This window comes from Nonomuraea cypriaca, from assembly GCF_015645445.1.
In the GTDB taxonomy this organism is placed as follows: domain Bacteria; phylum Actinomycetota; class Actinomycetes; order Streptosporangiales; family Streptosporangiaceae; genus Nonomuraea; species Nonomuraea cypriaca.
Window position 1 is genome coordinate 19,558 of sequence record NZ_JADOGI010000087.1, and the last position, 21,853, is coordinate 41,410.

The following is a 21,853-nucleotide window of genomic DNA, read 5'->3' on the forward strand; positions in this document are numbered from 1 at the left end:
GTAACGCGAGGGTTGGCGGGTAGTCGAGCGTTATGACCGAGGGTTTTGAGACCGACATGCTCTGGGAAGAGTTCCACCGCACCGTCAACATGAACTCCGAGGAGCTGCGCGCGTACCTCCTCGCCGACGCCTCCGACGAGGACAGCTTCCCCGCCGATCCCGACATGGGCATCGACGAGTTGGGGCGGGGCGTCCTGCACGTGCTGAGCAAGCGCAGGCGCGACCTGACCAAGACCGACCTCGAGGTGATGCGGCAGGTCGTGGAGCTCGTGGAGACCATCGGCGACAAGACGGACGACGAGTCGCGGCGTGAGCTGATGTCCGTGGGTCACGACCCGCTGAGGGGATGAGGACATGGTCGAGCCGCAGCCCTGGATCGAGGGTTACGTACGCGCCTGGAACTCCAACGATCCCGACGACATCTCCGCCCTGTTCACGGAGGACGCCGTCTACTACACCGAGCCGTACAGCGCCCCGTGGCACGGGCGCGAGGAGATCGTCGCCAGGTGGCTGGGGCGGCAGGACAAGCCTGGTGAGGCCACGTTCGAGTGGCATCCGGTGTGCGTGGCGGACGAGGTGAGCGTCGTCCAGGGAGTTACGACATATGCTGACAAAACGTATAGCAACCTTTGGGTGATCCGGTTCGTACCCGATGGGCGATGCCGGGAATTCACCGAATGGTGGATGCGACACGACGCAAAGTGATGCAATGAGCCGAGCCGTCTTCACCCGAGGAGATCCGTTGAGAGACAACCTCGACCTCGCCGCGAGCGCCCAGCAGCTGGCCGACGCCGCCCCGACGGGATCGATCGACCGCGCGGCGGCGTCGTCCGTGGCCATCACGCTGGCGACCACGCGTGACATCGACCAAGCCAGGCGAACGCTTGACGGGCTCTCTCCGGAAGACGTACGCAAGGCGGCTGTAGAGCTGTTCGAGCGCCTCTCCGCCGACTGACCGGCTCCCTACGGCGGAGATCAGCCCTGGAATCGCTGCCTCAGCGGAGGGGGTCGAAGTCGGCAAGGGCAGCGGGCTGCTTGCCGGTGGTGATCTGTTCAGCCAGCAGCCGCAAGCCGTACCCGCCGAGCACGTTCACCAGGCGGTCCAATGTGATCATGATCAGCTCCGGTTCCCGGAGGGGGGCGAGGCGCCCCGGCCCCCCTCGCGGTGTCAGGCGGCCTCGTGCCGCCGCTGGCAGTCGATGCAGGTGCGCGCGAGCGGCCGGACCTTGAGTCGTTCGAAGGGGATGGCCGACTCGCAGTGGACGCAGCGGCCGTACGTGCCGGCCGCCAGCCTGTCGAAGGCCTGGGACAACTCGCCGATCGCGCGCTCGGCGGCGCTGATCGAGACGAGCAACTCCTGCCAAGTGCCGTCGGCGCCGCTGCTGTCCTGCTCCTGCGCCCGCAGGCCGAGCAGGTGTCCCCTGCGCTGCTCCAGTTGCTCCTGCAGGTCCTGGCGCAGCGACTGGAGCTGCACACTGCTGAGATGTGAGGTCTCGTGGCTGTCAGTCATGATCATTAGGCCTTTCTGTGACGGTAACGCGTCAGGAGGACGTTCGGTGGAGGAGGCCCGCGTGGAGATCTTTCGCGCGGGAGCGCGTCAGCGGACGTGCGGAGCGAGGCCGGCCGCCAGATCCGGCTGCGGGCACAGCCGCATCAGCCCGCGTACGGTGGCGTACCGCGGCTGCGGCGCCGCACTGATCGGCAGCCGCAACGCGGCGCGCAGGCGGCGCAGCAGTAGCTCCTGGTGAGCGCCTGCCGCCGGTGACCACCAGGCCCCGGGCGTGCACCCCCGGACCCAGGCATGAGCCAGGGCATGGGTCATTGTGCGCGGGCGTGGGTGTGCGTCGTCAGAATCCGCGGCGCGAGCGGCCGCAAACCCCTGAGGGAAGCAAAGGCGTCGGTCAGAGGAGCGGCGGGCTGCGCGATCCCGCGGTGCGGTGGGCGAGTTGCTGGGGATCGCGGACCGCGTCCGCGTCAGCGCCCGGCGATGGCAGCAGCGCCAGATGCGCGGGCTCGACCTGGCGCTCGCCGCGCAGCGGCGGCCACATCGACAGCACGTGGTGCTCGCGGGCGCCGCCCACCTGCGACGGCAGGCTGGACAGATCGGTGTCCCACCCGCCCAGGTTCCATGTCGGGCCGGACGACGACCCCTGAGGGAACGCCGGGCCGCCGCTCGCACTCCCCGTGGCGCCGGTCAGCAACATGGACAGCAGGACCAGGCCCATCACGCCGGCAAACGCGATGGACCCTCGTGGTGTTCTCCACGATCCCGTCATAGGGGCGACCATAGCCCAAACGCCCGCGGCCTGTGGAGCAGCCCTTCCGAGCAGGCCGAGGCAGGACGCGGCCCTGCCCCGGCCGCACCCCGCTCGCGGCGCCACAGCCCCGCCGCGCCTGACGGAGAGGTCCTACGCGGAGATGGTGGTCTGCTGCGCTTGGCGGAGTACGGCTCGCATGTCGGCGACGGCTCGGAGTGTGCCGCGTACGGTGCCGGTGACCTTGGAGCGGCCGGCCCGTGGCAGGTAGGCGACGTCCGTCTCCGTGACGCGCCAGCCTGCTCCGGCCGCCCGCAGGACCATCTCCAGCGGATACCCGAACCGCCGGTCGGCCAGTTCCAGGTCGAGCAGCGCGGCCCGGCGGCAGGCGCGCATCGGCCCGAGATCCCGCACCCGTACGCCGGCCGCGCGGCGCAGGTGGCGGGCCAGCACGGCGTTCCCGAGACGCGCGTGGACCGGCCAGGCGCCCGCCGTCGTGGCCACGCGCCGCCCGAGCACCAGGTCCGACTCGCCCGCCGCCACGGGATCGGCCACGAGCGGGAGCCCGCGCGGGTCGAGTGAGGCGTCGGCGTCCATGAAGCAGACGATTTCGGTGGAGGCGGCCAGCAGGCCGGCATGGCAGGCGGCGCCGAACCCGGGCCGCGGCTCGCGTACGACGCGGGCTCCGTGGGCGGCGGCCACCTCGGCGGAGCCGTCCGTGGAGCCGTTGTCGACCACGATGGGACGGTAACCGGCCGGCATCCGCGTCAGCACCCAGGGCAGCGCCTCGGCCTCGTCGAGACAGGGCAACACGACATCGATCACAGCCCCAACGCTAGATCGCGAGCGCCGCCGCAACGCTTACGAACCGATGACGCCCACCCGCTCGGTCTGCTGGTGGGCGAACTCCTTGATGCCGTCCTCGAAGGTGACCTCGGCGGTGAAGCCGAGTTCCCTGGTCGCCCTGGCCGGGGAGGCGACGATGTGTCGGACGTCCCCCAGGCGGTAGTCGCCCGTCGTCACCGGCTCGGGCCCGCCGGTCTGCGCCGCCAGGGCCGTGGCGAGGTCGCCGACCGTGTGCGGGGTGCCGCTGGCGACGTTGTACGCCACCAGCTCCCCGGCCGTCCCCGCCCCCAGCGCGAGAACGTTGGCCCGCGCCACGTCACGTACATGGACGAAGTCACGTCGCTGCCCCCCGTCCTCGAAGACCTTGGGCGCCACCCCGGACAGCAGGGCCGACAGGAAGATGGACGCCACCCCCGCGTACGGCGTGTCCCTGGGCATCCTGGGCCCGTAGACGTTGTGGTAGCGCAGGGCCACGACCGCGCCGGCGGTCTCGCGGGCCCAGTTCGCGGCCAGATGCTCCTGGGCGAGTTTGGTGGTGGCGTAGGCGTTGCGCGGGTCCGCGGGGGCGTCCTCGTCGATGACCGAGGGGGACAGGACGCCGTCGCAGTGCGGGCAGCGCGGGTCGTACAGGCCCTGCGCCAGGTCCTCCACCCGGCGTGGACGCGGCCGGACGCGGCCGTGGCCGGGGCAGTCGTAGGCGCCCTCGCCGTACACGACCATGGACGACGCCAGCACCAGCCGGCCGACGCCGTGCCTGGCCATGGCCGCCAGCAGGGTCGCGGTGCCGTACGCGTTGACCGAGGCGTAGTCGGGCAGGTCGGCCACGTCCACGCCGAGGCCGACCTTGGCGGCCTGGTGGATCACGGCGTCGACGCCGGGCAGGAGGCGGTCCAGGGCGGCGGCGTCACGGACGTCCACACCCGTACGGAGGTCGGCGGCGATCACGTCGTGGTCGAGGGCCTCCACGATGTGGCTGCCGATGAAGCCGGCCGAGCCGGTGAGCAACACGCGCATACCGCCGATTCAACCGGCACGGCGGGCCCGCCGATCTTACGGAACCCGAACGTCCGTCCTCGACGTCCTGCGCGGACGCCAGACCTCTGTCTGCCGCATTCGCGGCGGCGGCGTCCGCACATCCCGCGCGCCGGTAGCCTACGGTGAAATCACGTGCTTCCGGTTTGGCGGTGGATACGTCAGGGTTGGGGCAAGTTGCACCACAAGCCGTAAGGAGACCTGTGGCCAGTCCTGGCACGACCGAGACTCGGGGCAGCGATTTCGCCCGACTAGCCAGCAAGATCGCGGAAGCCGGTCTACTCAATCGCCGCCCTGTCTACTACGCGACAAGACTGACCGTCCTCGCCCTCGCCTACTTCGGCTGCTGGACGCTGTTCGCCTGGGTGGGCGACTCGTGGCTGCAGCTGCTCGTCGCGGCCGTGCTGGCCGTGGTGTTCGCGCAGATCGGGTTCTTCTCCCACGACCTCGGGCACCGGCAGGTGTTCAGGACGCGGCGGGCGAGCGACATCGCCGGCCGGGTGCTCGGCAATCTGTGCATCGGGCTCGGCTGGGGATGGTGGAACACCAAGCACAACCGCCACCACGCCAATCCCAACCATGAGGACCACGACCCCGACGTCTCACCAGCGGTGATCGTCTGGTCGACCGGCCAGGCCGAGAACAGCCGAGGCTTGCCGCGTTTTATCGCGAAATATCAGGCTTACTGGTTCTTTCCGCTGCTGACCCTCGAAGCCTGGCACCTCCACATCGCCAGCTTCAAGGCCCTGCTCCAGCCGTCGGCCAAGAGCCGCGGCCTGGAGTTGACGCTGCTCGTCGCACACGCCGCGCTCTACCTGGGGTTCGTCTTCACCGTGCTGCCCGTCGGCAAGGCGCTGCTGTTCCTGGTCGTGCACCAGGGGCTGTTCGGGCTCTATCTCGGGTCCACGTTCGCACCCAACCACAAGGGGATGCCCGTGCTGACCAAGGAGGACAAGCTGGACTTCCTGCGCAAGCAGGTGCTGACGTCGCGCAACGTCAGAGGCGGTGTCTTCACCGACGTGGCGCTCGGCCAGCTCAACTACCAGATCGAGCACCATCTGTTCCCCAACATGCCGGCCCCGAACCTGCGTAAGGCCCAGCCGATCGTGCAGCAGTACTGCGCGGAGATCGGCGTCAGCTATCTGCAGACGGGGCTGTTCGACTCCTACGGACAGGCGTTGGGCCACCTGCACGAGGTCGGCGCGCCGCTCCGCTGAGCGGCTCCCGGCCGGAGGGCGCCCGTCCAGGGCGCCCTCTCATCCTTCTCGCTCCAGCCGCTGCCGCAGACCGTCGCGGCGGCGTTCGAGGTCGGCGATCAACTCGACCTGCTCGTCCGCCTGGCTGAGTATGGCCGCGATCTCCACCTGGTCGGTCGCGCCCATGTCCCTGATCTGGTCGCGTACGTCCTGGTTCTCGGCTCGCAACCGGGCCAGGTCGGCCTCGATCCGCCGGAGTTCGTCCTCTGTGCCCATTTACCGGCTCTACCCAGATGGGCCGCGCAAATTACCCGCCATATGGGGAGCCGTACAGAATGAGGGGTATGCGGAAGCCGTCGACGAGCACGCTCGTGTCGCTCACGGTGATCGTCGCGGTGCTCGGCGCGACGCTGGTCGCCTACGCCTTACGCGGCGGCGCCGTGAACGCCCTGGACGTGGTGCTGCCGCTCCTCGCGTCCGGCGGGCTGCTGCTGCGGCACCGGCATCCGGTCGTGGCGCTGCTCGTCGTGGCCGCGTCCGTCGGCGTCTACTACCCGTGGGCGGCGCAGGACGGGCCGCTCATCGTGCTGCCGCTCGTGGCCCTCTTCACCGCCGCCGACCGGGGCCACCTGACCGCGGCCATCGTCACGGGGGCGGTCTCGCTGCTGGCCATGGGGCTCGGCGAGACCGGCGGGGTCAGGCACGTGGACGACAGCGCGTTCTTCATGATCACCGGATGGGTGATGGCGGCCGTCGCGTTCGGCGGCGTCACCCGCAACCGCCGGCGCTACCTGCTGGAGGCCGAGCGGCGCGCCCTCGACGCCGAGCACGGCAAGGAGGAGGAGGCCAGGCGGCGCGAGAGCGAGGAGCGGCTGCGCATCGCCAGAGAGCTGCACGACGTGCTCGGGCACAACATCTCCATGATCAACGTGCAGGCGGCGGCCGCGTTGCACGGGCTGAAGAAGCGGCCGGAGGACGCAGAGGCGGCGCTGCGGACGATCAAGGACACCAGCAAGGAGACGCTGCGCGAGCTGCGCACCACGCTGGGCGTGCTGCGCCAGGTGGACGAGGACGCGCCGACCGCGCCGCCCGACAGCCTGGCGCGGGTGGCCGACCTGGTCGCCGCGTCGGGGCTGGAGGTGCGTACCGAGCTGTCGGGGCCGCTCGACGCGGTGCCCACCGAGGTGGACCTGGCCGCCGCGCGCATCATCAGGGAGGCGCTGACGAACGTCTCCCGCCATTCGGGTACGACCGAGGCCACGCTGACCGTCAGCAACACATCCGGAAATATCATGATCTGCGTGGAGGATGACGGACCGGGCGCCACGTACGACGGTGGCAGCGGCTTCGGCCTGCAGGGCATGCGTGAGCGCGCCACCGCGCTCGGCGGCACCCTGGAGGCCGCCGCGCGCCCCGAGGGCGGCTTCCGCGTCCGCGCCCGTCTGCCGCTGAACCCGCCAACGAATGGGGCCGAATGATCCGCGTCCTCCTCGCCGACGACCAGACCCTCGTACGAGCAGGCTTCCGTTCCATCCTCAGTGACGAGGACGACATCGAGGTCGTCGCGGAGGCCGCCAACGGCGCGGCGGCCGTCGCCGGAGCCCGCGAGCACCGGCCCGACGTCGTGCTCATGGACATCCGCATGCCCGAGCTCGACGGTCTGGAGGCCACCCGCCAGATCGCCGGCGACCCCAGGCTCGACGGCGTCAAAGTGATCATCCTGACCACGTTCGACCTGGACGACTACGTGTACGGCGCCCTGCGCGCCGGCGCCGGCGGCTTCCTGGTCAAGGACACCGAGCCGGCCGAGCTGATCCACGCGGTCAGGGTCGTGGCCAGGGGCGACGCGCTGATCGCGCCCTCGATCACCCGGCGGCTGATCGCCGAGTTCGCCGGCCGGGTCAAGCGCCCGGAGCCGGGCCCCGAGCTCAACGCGCTCACCGAACGCGAGCGCGAGGTCATGGCGCTGGTCGCCGGCGGACTGACGAACGACGAGATCGCGGCCAGGCTCGTGCTCAGCCCCGCCACCGCGAAGACGCACGTCAGCCGCATCATGACCAAGCTGTCCGTCCGCGACAGAGCCCAGCTCGTGGTCATCGCGTACGAGGCCGGCATGATCACCCCCGGATGGCTTACCCCCTGAGTCGTACGCCGGCGGGACCCGGCGCTACTGGAGATGTACACCGGATGCCCGCCACAGGCCGACGCGGCGGGCCGAGCCGTACCCGGATTCTCGGAGCATGGAAACCGTGGAGCTCGCCCGGCTGCAGTTCGCGCTCACCGCGGGCGCGCACTTCCTCTTCGTCGCGCTGACGCTCGGCCTGGCGACCCTGGTGGCCGTCATCCAGACCCGGGCCACCTTCAGCCAAAATCCCGTCCACCTGGGGATGACCCGCTTCTGGGGCCAGCTCTACATCATCAACTACGCGATGGGCATCGTCACCGGGCTCGTGATGGAGTTCCAGCTCGGGCTGTCGTGGAGCGGGCTGACGCACTACGCGGGCAACGTCTTCGGCTCGGCGCTGGCGATGGAGACGCTGGTGGCGTTCTTCGTCGAGTCCACGTTCCTGGGCCTGTGGATCTTCGGCTGGAACAAGCTCAACCGGTGGGCGCATCTGGCACTCATCTGGGTGGTGACGCTGACCGCGTACGCGTCGGCGTTCTGGATCCTGATCGCCAACGGCTTCCTGCAGAACCCGGTCGGCCACGTCGTCGAGGGCGGCACGCTGCGGCTGACGGACTTCGGGGCGATGGTGGCCAATCCGGCGGCGCAGGTGGCGTTCTGGCACGTGCTGAGCGGCGCGATGATCGTCGGCGGGCTCTTCATGGCCGGGGTGAGCGCGTACCACCTGCGTAAGCGCACGCCCGAGCAGGACTTCTTCCGCAAGTCGCTGCGGCTCGGGATAGGGGTGGCGCTGCCGGCGACCTTCCTGACCGCGACGTTCGGCGGGCTCGGGTTCGAGGGCATGCAGCCGTCCAAGGCCGCGGTCTGGGCCGGCTCGCCGCAGGAGCGCGCCGCGGTCCAGGCCGAGATGGTGGCCAGGCACGGGCCGGGCGACTACCTGCCGCCGGAGGGGTGGGTGCTGACCGGCGGCATCACGATGCTGACGGTCTACGCGCTGCTGGCGACCGTGGTCAGCGTCAGCTGCGTGCTGATGCTCTTCCGCCCGGTCGTCCGCGGGTTCAGGCTGTGGCACTGGCTGCTGATGCTGACGATCCCCGTCCCGTTCTTGGCCATGATCGCCGGCTGGATCTTCCGCGAGATGGGCCGCCAGCCCTGGGCCGTGTACGGGCTGCTGAAGACGTCTGAGGCGATGACCCCGGTCACGGAGGCGCAGATGACGTTCTCGTTGACGGCGTTCGTGACGGTGTTCGCCGCGCTGATCGTGATCAACTACTGGCTGCTGGCCAAGGCCGCCCGTCGCGGGCCGGGCGCCGTGGCCCTGGGCGACCGGCCCGTCGAGTCCCCCACCGCCGTCCCCACCTTCTGAGGAGCCGTCATGGAGATCTTCATCCTGGCCTTCTTCGCGCTCGGCTACCTCGTGCTGGGCGGCGCGGACATCGGGGTCGGCATGACACTGCCGTACCTGGGGCGCTCGGCCGGCGAGCGGCGCGAGGTGATCGCCGCGATCGCGCCGTTCTTCCTCGGCAACGAGGTGTGGCTGGTGGCCACCGGCGGCGTGCTCGCCGGGCTCTTCCCCGAGCTGGAGGGCGAGCTGCTGGGCGGCAACTACTCCCTGGTCGTGACGCTGCTGCTGGCGTGGGTGGTGCGCGACATGGGGCTGTGGTGCAGGAGCCGGGTGCCCGGCGCGCGCTGGCAGGCGTTCTGGGACGGCACGATCGTGGCCGGGAGCTGGGGGCTGGCGCTCGGCTGGGGGCTGCTGCTCGGTCACGTGCTGCTCGGCCTCAGCGGGCCGTTCGCGGTGCTGCCCGCCCTGGTGGTGGCCGCGTTGTTCGGCACGCACGGGCTGGCGTTCGCGACGTTGCGGTTGCGCGGGACGCTGCGGGAGCGGGCGGCCGTGTTGTCCGGCGGGGCCGGGGAGGCGCGCACGTACGCGCTGACCTCCGCGGCCCTCGTCGCGGTTGGGCTGCTCGCCGGGCTGGGGCTGCCGCTGGCGGCGGGCACCTCGGGGGCGCTGCTTGTGCCGGTCATCCTGGTGCTGATACCGCTCCTGGTGACCTCCCAGGCGTGGGTGTGGTGGACGTTCCGGCACCGGGTGAGCGGCCCGTCGTACCTGTGACTCAGAAGAGCGGCGCGCCGTCCCTGGTCAGCTTCCAGTTGGCGGCGGCGAAGCCCGACGGGTCGATGGTGCCCTCGGCGGTGGCGTACTCGATCATCGCCTGGCGGATCTCGACCTGCGCGTTGTAGACCACCTCGGCGCCGGTGACGTGGGGGAACCCGCCGCCGCCCGACTGGCGGTAGTTGTTGATCGCGACCACGAACTCCTTGTCCGCGGGGATCGGCGCGCCCTCGAAGGTGAGGCCGGCGATCCGCTGCCCGGCCGGCTTGGCGACGTCGATGTCGTACGAGACCCCGGACAGCTGGTCGTAGTTGTAGTCGGGGGTGCCGGCGGCGTTCGTCAGCTTCGACAGGTCCACCGGGGCGCCGGGGGCGAGCTGGTTGAAGTACCTCGCGGAATACTCCAGGTAGTCCTTGATCTGCGCCCCGGTCAGCTTCACTGCCATCAGCGTGTTGTCGAAGACGTACAGGCCGGCCACGTCCCTGACGCGGATGTCCCCGGCGGGGAAGACGGCGGTGCGGCTGAACGGCGCCGCGATCGACAACACCGGCAGCTCGTTGTCCGGCAGCGCCTGCTTGATCGTCTCCACCTGCACGTGCTGGATGTAGTCGAGGATCGGCGTGTCCTTGTACGGCGACTCGGCCGCCGACAGCTCCTGCGCCGACTTGGCCACGACCGTGTTCACGTAGCCCACCGTGCTGTCGTGCTGCGGCTTGAGCAGCTCGACGATCTTGGGGTCCTCCTGGACCGTGTTCGTGTTCAGCGTGGTCGAGGACTTGCCGGTGACGACCCACTTGCCGCGCTGCTTGGTGAGCTGGAAGTCCAGCGTGGACAGGCGCTGGCCCCACCTGCCCGGCTCGGTCAGCAGCACCTGCCGCCCGGTGACCTTGTTGGTCACGAACCGCTGCGGAACGTCGTTGTGCGCGTGCCCGAACAGCACCGCGTCGATGCCGGGCACCTGCTCGGCCACCATCGCGGAGGCGTTCTCCACGGGCAGGTCGCCGCCGTAGGAGGACATGCCGTTGTCTCCCGCGTGCGCGGTCACCACGACCACGTCCGCGCCCTGAGCACGGATGACCGGCACCCACTTCTTCGCCGACTCCACCAGGTCGGTGAAGCGGAGCCTGCCCTCGACGTTGGCCTTGTCCCAGATGGTCACGCCGGGGTTGGTCAGGCCCAGCACGCCGACCTTGATCGGCTTCTCGCCCTTGACCTTCATCGTCTTGATCACGTACGGCTCGTACGCCGGCTGCCCGGTCTTCTCGTCGACCGCGTTCGCGCCGAGGACCGGGGCCTTCATCTGCTTGATCCAGGTGGCCAGCAGCGGCAGGCCGTAGTTGAACTCGTGGTTCCCCAGCGTCACGGCGTCGTACCCGATGGCGTTCATGGCCCTGGCCATCGGGTGGACCTCGCCGGTCTCGGTGACCGGCTCGACCTTGGCGTAGTAGTACGCCAGCGGGGTCCCCTGGATGGTGTCCCCCGAGTCGAACAGCAGCGTGTGATCCGCGCCGCGCTCCGCCCTGATCCGCTCGACCAGCGAGGACACCTGGGCCAGGCCGACGGTGTTGCCCTGTGCGTCGGAGTAGCCGGCGTCCTTGTAGTAGTCCCAGTTGAGGACGTTGCTGTGGAGGTCCGACGTGCCCATGACCGTGACGGTCACCGACTTGTCGCCGGCTTGCGCGGGGGGCGTCATCAGGGCCAGGACGCACAGTGCGGCGACCCCGGTGACGGCGAGCTTCTTGGTGTGCATGAGCCTGGAGAGTAATCGGGACAAATTACTCATTGGTTACGTTGATGAAGTCCCGAATCAACGCGATGACGTCGGCGGGCCGCTCGTGCAGCACCACGTGGCCGCTGTCGAGCTCGGCATACTCGCTGCCGGGGATCGCGGCGTGCAACGCGCGGGCGTGCCGGACAGGGATCAGGTGGTCCTGGGTGTTGCCGATGACCAGCGTGGGCGCGGCGATCTTGGGCAGCAGTTCCCTGATGTCGACGCGGAGGTCCAGCTCGATCTGGCGGAGGGTGCCGTGCGGCGGCTCGCCCGCCATCAGCGCCTCCGCGCCGGCCTCGCTCACGAACCCCGGGCTGAACCCCATCAGCGGCCCGTACGCGGCGAAGCTCGCCGGGTCGGTGGCGGCCAGCCTGGCCCACGTTCGCAGGCCCAGCTCCAGCCGGGAGTCCTCGACGTGGGTCCAGCCGGCGATCAGGACCAGCCGCCTGACCAGCTCAGGGCGCTCGGCGGCGACCGCCGCGGCCACGACGGCGCCCAGGGAGAAGCCGACGAGGTCGGACGGGCCCTCGAAGGTGGCCGCGACCTGGCCGGCGAGCAGGTCGAGGGTGAGGTCGCCGCCCGGGTCCGCGGTCTGGCCGCTGCCCGCGTAGTCGGGGGTGATGACGGTGCGCAGGTCGGTGAGGCCGGGCACGAGGTGGGCGTAGTTGCTGACGGCGTCGCCGCCGGTGCCGTGCACCATGACCAGGCCGGGACCGTGGCCGGCCCGGCGGTAGTGGACGGTGCCCGAGTTGTGGGTGACCGTGGGCATGATGTCGCGCTCCTAGAGGTTGCCGCCGCCGGTGGCGTCGATGGTGGTGCCGGTGATGAAGGAGGCGTCCCGTGAGGCGGTGAAGGACACCGCGGCGGCGATCTCGTCCACCTCGCCGAGCCGGTTGAGCGCGTGTCTGCTCTCCGCGTACGCCCGCGCCTCCGGGTCACCACGCAGCCAGGCCGCGTTGACGTCGGTGTCGATGATGCCGGGCGCGACGTTGTTGACCGTGATGCCGCGCGGGCCCAGCTCCTTGGCCAGGGCCAGGGTGAAGACCTGCACCGCCCCCTTCGTCATGGCGTACGCGATGCCCTCGGGGAAGGCGATGCGGGCCACGCCCGAGGTGATGTTGACGATGCGCCCGCCCTCGGGGATCAGCGGCAGCAGCTCCCTGGTGAGGAAGAACAGTCCCTTGACGTTGACGGCGAAGACCCGGTCGTACCCCTCCTCGGTCTCCTGCGTCAGGGGCTTGGACATGCCGATGCCGGCGTTGTTGACGAGCACGTCGAGCACGGCCGTCTCTTTCCTGACCCGTTCGGCGAGCCGCCGTACGTCCTCCCGCACGCCCAGGTCGGCCTGGACGGTGAACGCGCCGCCGCCCGCCCGCCCGATCAGGCCGGCGACCTCCTCGGCCGCGTCCTCGTCCCTGGCGTACACGATGCCGACCCGCAGCCCGTCTCCTGCCAGGCGCAGCGCGATGGCGCGGCCGATCCCCCTACTGGCTCCCGTCACAAGAGCGGTCCTCATCAGGTCGTGCCCTTTCTTTAGCGATCGATACAGAAAGGAACATAACATAGCGATCGCTATAGAATGTGCGCATGGCCAGACAACGGGCATTCGACAGGGACGCGGCGCTGGAGCTCGCCTTGCTGGCGTTCTGGCGGCACGGCTACGAGGCCACGTCGATCGCCGAGCTCACGACCGCGATGGGGATCAGGCCACCGAGCCTGTACGCGGCCTTCGGGGACAAGCGGCGGCTGTTCGAGGAGGCGGTACGCCGCTACCAGGAGACCTACGGCGCCTTCACCACCCGCGCGCTGGCGGAGGAGCCCACGGGCCGGGCGGCCGTCGAACGGGTCCTGCGGGAGGCGGCCGCGGAGTACGCCAGCCGGCGACACCCGACCGGCTGCCTCATCATCACCGCGGCCGTCAACTGCGGCCCCGAGTCGGCCGAGGTCGAGGAGCTGCTGCGCGGATTCAGGGAGAAGGCCAAGGCTGCGCTCAGGCGGCGTATCGACGACGACGTGGCGGCGGGGCGGCTGCCTCCGGACACGGACACGGCGGGGCTGGCGACGTTCTACGCCGCGGTGATCCAGGGCATGTCCACGCAGTCCCGCGACGGCGCCACCCACGCCGACCTGCTCCGGGTCGCCACCCACGCCATGTCCGCGTGGCCCGCGCCGCCACCCGCCACGCGGGCGGCGGAGGCGCCGGCCGCCCGAGCGACAGAGGCACCGACCGCGCGGGCTGCGGAGGCGCCGGGCGGAGGCGCGGGCTAGCGGGACTTGACCGAGGCGTCCTCGGGTGGGATCTCCGCCGGGGAGGAGCGGAACCAGCGGCAGCCGTGCGGGTCGAGCAGCACCCGTACCACGCCGTGGTCGGCCACCTCGAGGGTGCCGTCCACCAGGAGGTCCGTGAGCATGCAGTGCTCCAGGCCGGTCAGCGTCAGCTCCACGTCCCGCACCGTGTCGCACAGGTTGTGCACCACCACGACGGTGGCGCCGTCGGCGTCGCAGCGGTGGGCGAAGGCCGCGTGGTCACCGGTCTCCAGCACCGTGCAGTCGCCCCACGCCAGCTCGGGGCACTCCCGGTACCGCTCGATCAGTAACTGGAACCAGCGCAGCAGCGAGTCCGTGTCCCGCTTCTGGTCGGCGACGTTCACCCGGTCGGGGGCGAAGGAGCCGTCGGGGATCTCGCGTACCGGCTCGGCCCGGCTGAAGCCGCCGTCCCGCGACCACTGCATCGGCACGCGTACCGCCATGCGGCCTTCCTCGCCGAGGTTCTCGCCCAGGCCGATCTCCTCGCCGTAGAAGATCACCGGCGTGCCCGGGAGCGAGAACAGCAGGCTGTAGGCCATCTTGATGCGCCGCAGGTCGCCGCCGAGCATGGTGGGCAGGCGGCGGCGCAGGCCACGGCCGTAGATCTGCATGTCCCCGCACGGGCCGAACGCGCGGAAGACCTCCTGCTGCTCGTCCTCGGTGAGCTTGTCGAGGGTCAGCTCGTCGTGGTTGCGCAGGAACACGGCCCACTGGCAGTCCTTGGGTGGCCGGGGGCGCTCACGAAGGGCGGAGGCGAGGGGCCGGGCGTCGCTGCGCGCCATGGAGAGCCAGGCACGCTGCATGCCGATGAAGTCGAAGCACATGGTGATCTGGTCACCCAGCCCATCACCGAAATATTCAACTAAATCCTGGTACGGCACGTTCACCTCGCCGAGCAGGATCGACCCGCCCTTGCGCCTGGTCATGAACGCCCGCAGGTCCGCCAGGAACTCGTGCGGGTTCGCCGGCTTCGGATTGACGTTCTCGATGAGGAACGGCACGGCGTCCACCCTGAACCCCGACAGGCCCAGCTCCATCCAGAAGCCCAGGATGCGCGCGATCTCGTCCTTGACCTCGGGGTTGCCGACGTTCAGATCGGGCTGGTGCCGGTAGAAGCTGTGCAGGTAGTACTGGCCGGAGGCGTCGTCGTACTCCCAGACGCTGGACTCCTTGTCGGGGAAGACGATCTGCTCCTTGTTGTCGGGCTCGGGGGTGTCGGACCAGACGTACCAGTCGCGCAGGGGAGAGTCCCGGCTCGATCGCGCCCGCGCGAACCAGGGATGCCGGTCGGAGGTGTGGTTGACGACCAGGTCGGCGATCACCCGCAGGCCCCTGTCGTGGGCCGTGCGAATGAACTCCACGAAGTCCCCCAGCGTGCCCAGCCGCGGGTCGACGCTGTAGAAGTCGGTGATGTCGTACCCGTCGTCCCGGTTCGGGGTGGGGAAGAACGGCATGAGCCAGAGGCAGGTCACCCCAAGCCCCGCGAGATAGTCGATCTCCTGTGTCAGGCCGCGGAAATCGCCCACGCCGTCGTCGTTCCCGTCCTTGAACGTCTCCACGTCGAGGCAGTAGACGACGGCGTTCTTCCACCACACGTCGGAGGTGTAGGTCAGTCGCATGCGCCGACCGCTACCCGCGAGCACGGCGCTCAGGCACGCCGGTCCGGCCATGCCCCGGTGACCTCGGCCGACGCGGACCGCGAGATCACGTATGCCGGTCGACGTGTCGATCCGGGGTCGTAGCGTTCGTGTAGGCAGGAGAAGCCGTAATGACCTGGAGGAGACTATGTCGTTCACCGACGAAGAGATCGCGTACCTGCGCTCGCAGCCGCTCGCGCGGCTCGCGACCCTGTCCGGCGACGGGCAGCCGGACGTGGTGCCGGTGGCGTTCGAGTTCGACGGCACGCACTTCTGGATCGGCGGAGCGGGCCAGAGCGTTCTGCGCACCCGCAAGTTCCGCAACGTGGGAGCGGGAAACGTCAAGGTGGCCCTGGTCATCGATGACATGGTGTCGTTCGATCCGTTCGTCGCGCGTGGCGTGCGCGTCTACGGCCGCGCAGAGGAGCCGGTCGAACGTGTCGGCCTGGTCGGCCCCGGCGTCTACACCCGCGTCACCCCCACCGTCTCCTGGAGCTGGAACATGGCCGGCGAGCCCGTCGGCGACGAGTGGTACGAGGCACGCCGCGCCGTCCACACGTGACTCAGAGCAGGGTCCCGCCGGTGACCTCGAACCTGGCCAGGGCCTCGTCGATCCTGGCCAGCGTGTCCTGGTGGAGGGTGAGGCCGGCCGAGGCCAGGTTCTCCTCGATGTGCGCCGGCGTGCGGCTGCCTGGGATGGCCACCACGTGCTCGTCCTGGTGCAGCAGCCAGGCCAGGGCGAGCTGGGCCGGGCTGATGCCGAGCTGCGCGGCCAGCGCCCGGATGGGGGCGTAGCGGTCGTTGTCGCTCGCCAGGTTGCCGGCCGAGAAGCGCGGGGCGTTGTGCCGGAAGTCCCCCTCGCCCAGCGCGCTCACCGTGCCGGTGAGGAACCCGTTGCCGAGCGGGCTCCACGCCACGATCCCCACGCCCAGCTCCCGCGCGGCGGGGGCTGCAGCAGGAGGCGTTGCGGCGCTTCCGTGCCGCGATGCCGGGGTGGTAGGTGTCGTTGCGGCTGGTCGGCTGGGACGATCCCAGCGGCGGGCTGAGCGACGGCAGCTCCGACGTGGCGTTCGTCTGGCTGCCGGTGCCGCCGGGGCTGAACACGTACGTGCTGGCGACCGAGGGCAGGGGTGTGGCCATGCCGGACGATCACCGACTGGCCGGGGTGTCCCGAGATGCCGTTCGAGGAGCTGCGCGCGGAGCCGTTCATCGCGCTGCCCACCTCGGCCGGGCCGCTGCGGGACTTCTGGCTTGGACTCGACGCGCGGGACGACGAGCCGGTCGTCGGGGTCACCGCCAACACGCCGGAGGAGGTGTTCGAGGCCGTGACAGGCGGGCTCGGCGCGGTGCTGGTGGCCGAGGAGAACGCCACGCTCTACAACAGACCGGGCATGGTCTACCGGCCGGTGATCGGGCTGCCGCCGGGCGAGCTGGCCATCGCGTGGCGCGAAGGGGATATCAGCCCACAAGTCATCGCATTCATCGACGCGCTACGACAAGTCGCCACTAAGGTCTGACGCGACATCTGATCCTCGCGGAAGGGCGACCCCATGAGCGACTACACGATGACCTTCGAGCTGGTCGACGCCGACAACGACGGCCGTATCTCCGCCGTGGAGCTCGTACGGCTGATGGAGGTGCTCGGGCAGCCGGTGACGCTGGAGGCCGCGCAGGACGGGGTGCGGCGGCTGGACAAGGACGGCGACGGCCTGATCGACGTGGAGGAGTTCGGCGCGTTCATCCAGAGGTGAGCCTGGGCGGCTGGCGGCTTGGTGCGGACGGCCTCGCGGGCCAGGGCGCGTTCCACCGCGCTCCTGGCCCGCGTCATGCGTGGGGTCCCCCCTCGATCAGGGCCCCTCGATCAGGGAACGTCGAACGTCTTGCGGTTGGTCGCCCCGATGACCTCGATCCCCTTGGTGCCGAGGATGCCGTCGAGCGGCAGCGACTCCGTGTAGGGGGCGAGGGCCGGCAGCCCCATGCCGGACATCGAGCCGATGACCTCGATCCCCCAGTATTCGGGGCGCTTGATGTAGACCAGTGGCGACAGCTCGACCTTCATGTTGAGGTAGGGCTTGGTGCCGCTCACGATCAGGATGAAGGTGCCGGGCACGATGCCCGGCACGACCCGCGCCTCTTCGAAGTCGATCAGCCTTACGGACTGAGACGTGGGCAGTTCGGCGAAGTTTTCCACCATGGTGGAGCCCCCTCCCTTGACGTGGGCACTCCCCCGAGTGTAACCGTCCGTGACGCCTTCGTCACAAACCGGTGACCTGTCCCGTGGCTTCGAACTTCTCACGCGCCCGCGAGGCAGGCAACGCCACGGACAGGACCCTAACGGGAAGGCCACCCAGGGCGGGCACCGCCCGTGAGGCGATGCCCGGCGGCGGGATCAGGCGGCGTGCAGGTAGACCTGGCCGAAGACCTCGGAGAGGTTCTTCATGTCCGTGGTCACGTCCACCTCGGGGTTGGCCGGGTCGTAGACCGTGGCCAGGCGGGGACGGATCGAGCCGAGCTTCTTGAGCTGCTCCCAGGTGGTGTTGGCGGCCCACTTCTCACCGAACACCCGGTTGACCTGGCCCTGGTCGTTCTGCCAGCGGGTCCACAGCGTGACCGTCTCGGCGGCGTCGTCCTGGAGCGGGGCGGCCACGCGGTCGGTGATGGCCTTGGCGGCCTGCTCCTCGGTGAGCTGGGCGGCGGTGAAGGAGGCGTCCTCGGCGGCGATCTGCGCGTACGCGTCCCAGGCGCGGGCCCGGACCTGGATCCACTGGTTGCGCTGGGCGGTGGCGGCGTCGATCTTCCAGGTGGCGTACTCGGTGGCCAGGTGGCCGCTGTCGAGGGCGAGCTGGTCGATCTGGCCCTTGGCGAGCCAGGCGCCGATGCGGTCGGGGTCGAGCAGCGGGTACTTCTTGGTCACCTCGGCCTGGCAGGTCTCGTCAGAGCCGCAGCCGAACACCGGCACCAGCGTGTGCGCGGCCAGCTTCACGCCCGGTACCAGCGTGCGCAGCGCGGTCGTGGCCTCGGTGACGAACGTGTCCAGCTCGTCCGCCGTGGCGAACGTCTGGTTGAAGCCCAGCTGCGAGGTGAACCTGATGCCGACGACTCCGGGCTGCGCGGCGGCCAGTGCGGCGACCTTCTTGGCGGCCTCGGCGAGCCTGCCCGCCTTGTAGTCGTCGGCGAGTTCGGTGTCGATCCAGATCCGCATGCCGGTCTGGGCGACGGCCTGGACGGCCTGCCCGGCCGGCGTCTCCTCGGCCGCGGCCTTGTCGGCGGCGCTGAGCCCGGTGCCGTCGACGTAGCACTCCTCGCCGTTCTGGCACTCGGGCGTGCCGCCGTCCTCGGCGCCCTCGACGTCCGGGTCGCCCACGTCGTGCATCTCGCCGTCGCCCTCGGGGCCATCGGGGCCGGTCGGGCACTCGGTGCCTGGCTCGTTGCAGTCGATGGTGATGGGGTCCATCGGGCCGGCGTCGATCATGTTCTGGCCGTCGTTCTCCAGCCAGAACCGCGCGATGTCCGCGGCCTCCTCGGGGGTGGCCATCCAGGTGCAGACCACGTACGCGGGCGTGTCCGCGGCCATCAGGTCGTTACAGCTACGGGGGTCGTCCTGCGACCACGCTGGGGCGCCGACGCCGAGGATTGAGAGGGCCAGTCCGATGACGAAGAGCTGCCGCAGTCGCATGGCACCTTATTTCCAGGGGGTGATCAATGGCATATCGCACAATATCCGGACGATCAACAACATTCAACGCGGGGGGATCCCCGCGGGCCCCCATCAACTGCTTGGAAGAGGCTTTTGTCTTTGCGGCGAGCTGCGCTCGCCGCCCTGTGGTGCGATGAGCAAGCTCATAGCACCACAGGGGTTAGGCGTGGCGGGAGTGGCGGGATATTGGCGCGACAAGGGCTGATGGAACCGGCAGAATGGGTGGGCTTTTGCCGTTTTCGCAGGGGGGACGCGACGGTGCACGGTTTTACAGGGGATCTCGGTCTGCTCCGGGACCGCCGCTTCACACTCCTGCTGTCCGCCAGGACGATCTCGGTCCTGGGCAGCGCGTTCGCCCCCGTGGCGCTCGCCTTCGGCATCCTCGGCCTGCCAGGGGCGACCGCCACCACCCTGTCCGTCGTGCTCACCGCCGAGGCCCTGCCCATGATCGTGTTCATGCTGGCCGGCGGCGTGATCGCGGACCGGCTGCCCCGGCATCGGGTGATGATGGCCGGCGAGTTCCTCATGGCGGCGGGGTTCTTCGCGCTGGCGGTCATGCTGCTCACCGGCTGGACGCCGATGCCCGCGCTGGTCACGGCGGCGGCGGTGAGCGGGATCGCCACCGCGATCACGTTCCCCGCGCTGACCGGGATCATCCCCGAGGTCGTGCCGCTCGACCGGCTGCAGACCGGCAACGCGCTGCTCGGCCTGGGCGCGAACGCCTCGCGCGTGGCCGGCGCGGTGCTGGGCGGCGGCACGGTGGTGCTCTTCGGCGGGGGCTGGGCGCTGGCGGTGAGCGGCGCGATGTTCGCGGTCGCCGGGGTGCTGATCGCCCTGCTGCGGATGGAGGCGGGCGAGCGGCCACCGGGCGAGCGGCACTCGGTGCTGAAGGACCTGCGTGACGGCTGGCGGGAGTTCAGCTCTCGGCAGTGGCTCTGGGTGGTGGTCGCGCAGTTCTCCCTGCTGGTCATGGCCGTCCAGGCCGGTCACGGGGTGCTCGGGCCGCTGCTGGCGAAGGAGACGCTGGGCGGGCCCGCGGCCTGGTCGGCGTTCCTGGCCGGCGAGGCCGTCGGGACGATCGCCGGGGTGCTGGTCTCCATCAGGGTGCGGCCCAGACGGCCGATCCTGGTGGCGGTGCTGCTGTGCCTGCCGATCGCACTGCCGTACGTGCTGCTCGGGCTCGACGCGCCGCTCTGGGGGATCGTGGCGGGGGCGTTCGTGCTCGGTGTGTCCATGGACGTCTTCGGCGTCCTCTGGCAGACGACCATGCAGCGCGAGGTCCCGGCCGAGTCGTTGTCGCGGGTCAGCTCGTACGACATGCTCGGGTCGTTGATGTTCGGGCCGATCGGGCTGATGCTGGCGGGGCCGGCGGCGGCCCTGTTCGGAACGCAGGGAGCGCTGCTCGGCTGCGCCGTCATCGTCGTGCTGTGCACCCTGGCCACGCTGCTGTCCCCCGGCGTCAGAAACCTGCGCGCCCCCGAACTCACCCCCGCCACCTCACACTGACCGGAATCACGCGGCGGCCGGCTCCGGACAGCGGCCTCCGCCGCGACCACGCGCCGGCCGAGGGCTGGAGCGGCGGCCCCGCCGCGACCACGCGCGGGCCGAGGGCTGGAGCGGCGGCCCCGCCGCGACCACGCGCGGGCCGAGGGAGCGGCGGCCTCACGCGGAGCGGAACCACGTGTTGGCGCGGGGCTGGAACATCAGGGTCACCGCTCCCAGCACCGCCGCCAGGTGCAGGATGCGGCTCGACGCGAACACCCAGTCCAGCGCCTGCGCCCCGGCGACGGCCGCGCCGATCGAGCCACCGTCCAGCAGCCACCGCACGGGTTCGATCACGAGCGAGAGCGTGCCGAACACGCCCAGGCCGGCGGCGAGGGTCAGGCGCGCCCAGTTGGCACCGCGCCTCATCCGCAGCGCCAGGAACACCGCCCCTGCGAACACCGCCAGCCGGAACCCGGCCCCGGGCAGCAGGCCCGCGAGCGCGGCGGCGTCCGCCGACAGCTCGCGCCCGATCATCAGGACGGCCTCGAACGCGCCGAACGCGACCGCCGACAACCAGAGCATGACGGCGCTGTGCACCACGGGTGGCGGCCCGTCGTCGCGCGGGCGGGCGGCGGTACCGGTCTCAGTGATCACGACGGGCCTCCATGGGTTCGGGGATCGCACCTGAAGTGTCCGCCGCGGGCACCGCCCAGAGCATGCCCGCCGTCCCCCGAGTTCGGGTGAGGCGCGCCCTACCCGACGTGTCCGCTGGTCCTCAGCCCACGTGTCCGCTGGTCCTCAGCCGACGTGTCCGCTGGTCCTCAGCCCACGCGAGGGGGTGCGCGGGTGCAGGCCGAAGCGGGGCTCCGGCTCGTGGTCACCGTCGAGCACCCCCGCCACGTACGCGGCCAGCGCGGGCGCGTGCTTGAACCCGTGCCCGGAGTCCCCGCCCAGCAGCCACACGCCCGGCGACGTCTCGGCGATGACCCACTCCGCGTCGGGCGTGAGCGCGTACTGGCACACCTGGCTGAACAGCACCGGCGCGTCCGCCAGCGACGGGAACCTGCGCCGCAGGTAGGCCCGCGCCTGCTCGACGCTGCCCGGGTCCACGACGCGCTCGCCGTGCTCCGGCTCGTACGGTCGTCCCTCCGCGTCCGAGGTGGCCTTCATCCCCACCCCGTCCACGTCGCCGTGCCCGTAGGCGGAGCCCCCGTGATCCACCCAGGCGGGCGTCTCCGGCACCGACCACTCGGGTGGCACCGCGAAGTGCAGCGTGTCCTGCTTGGTCACGGTGATCTGCGCGACGTCGAACAACGCGGGCAGCCACGCGCCGCACGCCCACACCACCCGGTCGGCGTGCCGTACCTCGCCGTCGATCTCGACCCC

The 21,853-nt window shown here is 70.5% G+C and carries 27 protein-coding genes and 1 pseudogene; 13 read left to right on the forward strand and 15 right to left on the reverse strand.

Going from position 1 to position 21,853, the window contains the following annotated elements; genetic code table 11:
* Positions 1 to 32: 32 nt before the first annotated feature.
* Genes ITP53_RS26785 through ITP53_RS26795 form a run of 3 tightly spaced genes read left to right on the forward strand, consistent with a single transcriptional unit; the run spans position 33 to position 955 of the window.
* Positions 33 to 350, forward strand: a complete 318-nt coding sequence (locus tag ITP53_RS26785) for a DUF3140 domain-containing protein (protein WP_195898213.1) — start codon at positions 33 to 35, stop codon at positions 348 to 350.
* A 4-nt stretch (positions 351 to 354) separates the two neighbouring features.
* Positions 355 to 705 carry a nuclear transport factor 2 family protein gene (locus ITP53_RS26790; protein ID WP_195898214.1) on the forward strand — a complete coding sequence of 117 codons (351 nt, stop codon included), beginning with the start codon at positions 355 to 357 and terminating at the stop codon, positions 703 to 705.
* Positions 706 to 742: 37 nt separating this feature from the next.
* Positions 743 to 955 carry a hypothetical protein gene (locus tag ITP53_RS26795; protein ID WP_195898215.1) on the forward strand — a complete coding sequence of 71 codons (213 nt, stop codon included), beginning with the start codon at positions 743 to 745 and terminating at the stop codon, positions 953 to 955.
* A gap of 213 nt (positions 956 to 1,168) precedes the next feature.
* Here ITP53_RS26795 and ITP53_RS26800 read toward each other — a convergent pair whose 3' ends face one another.
* From ITP53_RS26800 to ITP53_RS26820, 5 genes are all read right to left on the reverse strand, one after another.
* Positions 1,169 to 1,510 carry a TraR/DksA family transcriptional regulator gene (locus tag ITP53_RS26800; protein ID WP_195898216.1) on the reverse strand — a complete coding sequence of 114 codons (342 nt, stop codon included), beginning with the start codon at positions 1,508 to 1,510 and terminating at the stop codon, positions 1,169 to 1,171.
* 87 nt (positions 1,511 to 1,597) lie between these two features.
* Positions 1,598 to 1,822 (reverse strand): hypothetical protein, encoded by a 225-nt coding sequence (locus tag ITP53_RS26805; RefSeq protein WP_195898217.1) that lies wholly within the window; start codon positions 1,820 to 1,822, stop codon positions 1,598 to 1,600.
* Between the two features lie 79 nt (positions 1,823 to 1,901).
* Positions 1,902 to 2,228 (reverse strand): hypothetical protein, encoded by a 327-nt coding sequence (locus ITP53_RS26810; protein WP_207756460.1) that lies wholly within the window; start codon positions 2,226 to 2,228, stop codon positions 1,902 to 1,904.
* 180 nt (positions 2,229 to 2,408) lie between these two features.
* Positions 2,409 to 3,080 (reverse strand): glycosyltransferase family 2 protein, encoded by a 672-nt coding sequence (locus tag ITP53_RS26815; protein WP_328815842.1) that lies wholly within the window; start codon positions 3,078 to 3,080, stop codon positions 2,409 to 2,411.
* Positions 3,081 to 3,116: 36 nt separating this feature from the next.
* A complete protein-coding gene (locus ITP53_RS26820) occupies positions 3,117 to 4,115 on the reverse strand; it encodes an NAD-dependent epimerase/dehydratase family protein (RefSeq protein ID WP_195898219.1) in 999 nt (332 codons plus the stop codon).
* Between the two features lie 221 nt (positions 4,116 to 4,336).
* On the opposite strand from ITP53_RS26820, the gene ITP53_RS26825 reads away from it, so the two are divergent.
* The gene (locus ITP53_RS26825) at positions 4,337 to 5,350 is read left to right on the forward strand and encodes a fatty acid desaturase family protein (RefSeq protein ID WP_195898220.1); all 1,014 of its coding nucleotides are present in this window, start codon (positions 4,337 to 4,339) and stop codon (positions 5,348 to 5,350) included.
* A 39-nt stretch (positions 5,351 to 5,389) separates the two neighbouring features.
* On the opposite strand, the gene ITP53_RS26830 is transcribed toward ITP53_RS26825, so the two are convergent.
* Positions 5,390 to 5,605 (reverse strand): hypothetical protein, encoded by a 216-nt coding sequence (locus ITP53_RS26830; RefSeq protein WP_195898221.1) that lies wholly within the window; start codon positions 5,603 to 5,605, stop codon positions 5,390 to 5,392.
* A 68-nt stretch (positions 5,606 to 5,673) separates the two neighbouring features.
* On the opposite strand from ITP53_RS26830, the gene ITP53_RS26835 reads away from it, so the two are divergent.
* The 4 genes from ITP53_RS26835 to ITP53_RS26850 all read left to right on the forward strand — a co-directional run bounded on the left by ITP53_RS26835 (position 5,674) and on the right by ITP53_RS26850 (position 9,570).
* Positions 5,674 to 6,807 carry a sensor histidine kinase gene (locus tag ITP53_RS26835; RefSeq protein WP_236051211.1) on the forward strand — a complete coding sequence of 378 codons (1,134 nt, stop codon included), beginning with the start codon at positions 5,674 to 5,676 and terminating at the stop codon, positions 6,805 to 6,807.
* Entirely contained in the window at positions 6,804 to 7,472 is a 669-nt protein-coding gene (locus tag ITP53_RS26840; protein ID WP_195898223.1) for a response regulator, read from the forward strand. The genes ITP53_RS26835 and ITP53_RS26840 overlap by 4 nt, the downstream gene beginning before the upstream one ends.
* A gap of 97 nt (positions 7,473 to 7,569) precedes the next feature.
* Positions 7,570 to 8,820, forward strand: a complete 1,251-nt coding sequence (locus ITP53_RS26845) for a cytochrome ubiquinol oxidase subunit I (RefSeq protein WP_195898224.1) — start codon at positions 7,570 to 7,572, stop codon at positions 8,818 to 8,820.
* A gap of 9 nt (positions 8,821 to 8,829) precedes the next feature.
* On the forward strand, positions 8,830 to 9,570 hold the full coding sequence (locus ITP53_RS26850; RefSeq protein ID WP_195898225.1) for a cytochrome d ubiquinol oxidase subunit II: 741 nt from the start codon (positions 8,830 to 8,832) through the stop codon (positions 9,568 to 9,570).
* 1 nt (position 9,571) lies between these two features.
* Here ITP53_RS26850 and ITP53_RS26855 read toward each other — a convergent pair whose 3' ends face one another.
* From ITP53_RS26855 to ITP53_RS26865, 3 genes are read right to left on the reverse strand one after another with little or no spacing between them, the layout of a single operon-like run.
* Positions 9,572 to 11,320, reverse strand: coding sequence for a bifunctional metallophosphatase/5'-nucleotidase (locus tag ITP53_RS26855; protein ID WP_195898226.1), 1,749 nt, complete (start codon positions 11,318 to 11,320; stop codon positions 9,572 to 9,574).
* 25 nt (positions 11,321 to 11,345) lie between these two features.
* Positions 11,346 to 12,110: an alpha/beta fold hydrolase gene (locus ITP53_RS26860; RefSeq protein ID WP_195898227.1), complete on the reverse strand. Its 765-nt coding sequence runs from the start codon at positions 12,108 to 12,110 to the stop codon at positions 11,346 to 11,348.
* Between the two features lie 12 nt (positions 12,111 to 12,122).
* Complete coding sequence (locus ITP53_RS26865; RefSeq protein ID WP_328815847.1) at positions 12,123 to 12,842, reverse strand: SDR family NAD(P)-dependent oxidoreductase; 720 nt, start codon at positions 12,840 to 12,842, stop codon at positions 12,123 to 12,125.
* An 86-nt stretch (positions 12,843 to 12,928) separates the two neighbouring features.
* On the opposite strand from ITP53_RS26865, the gene ITP53_RS26870 reads away from it, so the two are divergent.
* Complete coding sequence (locus ITP53_RS26870; RefSeq protein WP_195898229.1) at positions 12,929 to 13,609, forward strand: TetR/AcrR family transcriptional regulator; 681 nt, start codon at positions 12,929 to 12,931, stop codon at positions 13,607 to 13,609.
* On the opposite strand, the gene ITP53_RS26875 is transcribed toward ITP53_RS26870, so the two are convergent.
* Complete coding sequence (locus ITP53_RS26875) at positions 13,606 to 15,267, reverse strand: alpha-amylase family protein (RefSeq protein ID WP_195898230.1); 1,662 nt, start codon at positions 15,265 to 15,267, stop codon at positions 13,606 to 13,608. The genes ITP53_RS26870 and ITP53_RS26875 overlap by 4 nt on opposite strands.
* Before the next feature lie 166 nt (positions 15,268 to 15,433).
* Here ITP53_RS26875 and ITP53_RS26880 point away from each other — a divergent pair, with 166 nt between their 5' ends.
* Entirely contained in the window at positions 15,434 to 15,847 is a 414-nt protein-coding gene (locus ITP53_RS26880; protein ID WP_195898231.1) for a PPOX class F420-dependent oxidoreductase, read from the forward strand.
* A 1-nt stretch (position 15,848) separates the two neighbouring features.
* Here ITP53_RS26880 and ITP53_RS26885 read toward each other — a convergent pair.
* Positions 15,849 to 16,223 (reverse strand): annotated as a pseudogene (locus ITP53_RS26885) (aldo/keto reductase); the annotation flags it as partial.
* A gap of 237 nt (positions 16,224 to 16,460) precedes the next feature.
* Between ITP53_RS26885 and ITP53_RS26890 the strand changes: the two are divergent.
* A complete protein-coding gene (locus ITP53_RS26890) occupies positions 16,461 to 16,802 on the forward strand; it encodes a LysR substrate-binding domain-containing protein (protein ID WP_195898232.1) in 342 nt (113 codons plus the stop codon).
* Positions 16,803 to 16,835: 33 nt separating this feature from the next.
* A complete protein-coding gene (locus ITP53_RS26895; RefSeq protein ID WP_195898233.1) occupies positions 16,836 to 17,036 on the forward strand; it encodes an EF-hand domain-containing protein in 201 nt (66 codons plus the stop codon).
* Positions 17,037 to 17,146: 110 nt separating this feature from the next.
* Here ITP53_RS26895 and ITP53_RS26900 read toward each other — a convergent pair whose 3' ends face one another.
* Complete coding sequence (locus ITP53_RS26900; protein ID WP_195898234.1) at positions 17,147 to 17,479, reverse strand: hypothetical protein; 333 nt, start codon at positions 17,477 to 17,479, stop codon at positions 17,147 to 17,149.
* Positions 17,480 to 17,674: 195 nt separating this feature from the next.
* Positions 17,675 to 18,961 carry a hypothetical protein gene (locus ITP53_RS26905; protein WP_195898235.1) on the reverse strand — a complete coding sequence of 429 codons (1,287 nt, stop codon included), beginning with the start codon at positions 18,959 to 18,961 and terminating at the stop codon, positions 17,675 to 17,677.
* 279 nt (positions 18,962 to 19,240) lie between these two features.
* Here ITP53_RS26905 and ITP53_RS26910 point away from each other — a divergent pair, with 279 nt between their 5' ends.
* A complete protein-coding gene (locus ITP53_RS26910; RefSeq protein ID WP_328815852.1) occupies positions 19,241 to 20,488 on the forward strand; it encodes an MFS transporter in 1,248 nt (415 codons plus the stop codon).
* Between the two features lie 156 nt (positions 20,489 to 20,644).
* Here the strand turns inward: ITP53_RS26910 and ITP53_RS26915 are convergent, their stop codons facing one another.
* Positions 20,645 to 21,121, reverse strand: a complete 477-nt coding sequence (locus ITP53_RS26915) for a hypothetical protein (RefSeq protein WP_195898237.1) — start codon at positions 21,119 to 21,121, stop codon at positions 20,645 to 20,647.
* 144 nt (positions 21,122 to 21,265) lie between these two features.
* The coding region (locus ITP53_RS26920; protein WP_195898238.1) for an NAD(P)/FAD-dependent oxidoreductase at positions 21,266 to 21,853 on the reverse strand (588 nt) is incomplete at its 5' end.

Excerpts from the sequence above, each read along its gene's own strand:
- ITP53_RS26785 (WP_195898213.1), top strand. The coding sequence starts at position 33 with ATGACCGAGGGTTTTGAGACCGACATGCTCTGGGAAGAGTTCCACCGC.
- ITP53_RS26790 (WP_195898214.1), top strand. The coding sequence starts at position 355 with ATGGTCGAGCCGCAGCCCTGGATCGAGGGTTACGTACGCGCCTGGAAC.
- ITP53_RS26800 (WP_195898216.1), bottom strand. The coding sequence starts at position 1,510 with ATGACTGACAGCCACGAGACCTCACATCTCAGCAGTGTGCAGCTCCAG.
- ITP53_RS26805 (WP_195898217.1), bottom strand. The coding sequence starts at position 1,822 with ATGACCCATGCCCTGGCTCATGCCTGGGTCCGGGGGTGCACGCCCGGG.
- ITP53_RS26820 (WP_195898219.1), bottom strand. The coding sequence starts at position 4,115 with ATGCGCGTGTTGCTCACCGGCTCGGCCGGCTTCATCGGCAGCCACATC.
- ITP53_RS26830 (WP_195898221.1), bottom strand. The coding sequence starts at position 5,605 with ATGGGCACAGAGGACGAACTCCGGCGGATCGAGGCCGACCTGGCCCGG.
- ITP53_RS26835 (WP_236051211.1), top strand. The coding sequence starts at position 5,674 with ATGCGGAAGCCGTCGACGAGCACGCTCGTGTCGCTCACGGTGATCGTC.
- ITP53_RS26840 (WP_195898223.1), top strand. The coding sequence starts at position 6,804 with ATGATCCGCGTCCTCCTCGCCGACGACCAGACCCTCGTACGAGCAGGC.
- ITP53_RS26845 (WP_195898224.1), top strand. The coding sequence starts at position 7,570 with ATGGAAACCGTGGAGCTCGCCCGGCTGCAGTTCGCGCTCACCGCGGGC.
- ITP53_RS26850 (WP_195898225.1), top strand. The coding sequence starts at position 8,830 with ATGGAGATCTTCATCCTGGCCTTCTTCGCGCTCGGCTACCTCGTGCTG.
- ITP53_RS26855 (WP_195898226.1), bottom strand. The coding sequence starts at position 11,320 with ATGCACACCAAGAAGCTCGCCGTCACCGGGGTCGCCGCACTGTGCGTC.
- ITP53_RS26860 (WP_195898227.1), bottom strand. The coding sequence starts at position 12,110 with ATGCCCACGGTCACCCACAACTCGGGCACCGTCCACTACCGCCGGGCC.
- ITP53_RS26870 (WP_195898229.1), top strand. The coding sequence starts at position 12,929 with ATGGCCAGACAACGGGCATTCGACAGGGACGCGGCGCTGGAGCTCGCC.
- ITP53_RS26875 (WP_195898230.1), bottom strand. The coding sequence starts at position 15,267 with ATGCGACTGACCTACACCTCCGACGTGTGGTGGAAGAACGCCGTCGTC.
- ITP53_RS26880 (WP_195898231.1), top strand. The coding sequence starts at position 15,434 with ATGTCGTTCACCGACGAAGAGATCGCGTACCTGCGCTCGCAGCCGCTC.
- ITP53_RS26890 (WP_195898232.1), top strand. The coding sequence starts at position 16,461 with ATGCCGTTCGAGGAGCTGCGCGCGGAGCCGTTCATCGCGCTGCCCACC.
- ITP53_RS26895 (WP_195898233.1), top strand. The coding sequence starts at position 16,836 with ATGAGCGACTACACGATGACCTTCGAGCTGGTCGACGCCGACAACGAC.
- ITP53_RS26900 (WP_195898234.1), bottom strand. The coding sequence starts at position 17,479 with ATGGTGGAAAACTTCGCCGAACTGCCCACGTCTCAGTCCGTAAGGCTG.
- ITP53_RS26905 (WP_195898235.1), bottom strand. The coding sequence starts at position 18,961 with ATGCGACTGCGGCAGCTCTTCGTCATCGGACTGGCCCTCTCAATCCTC.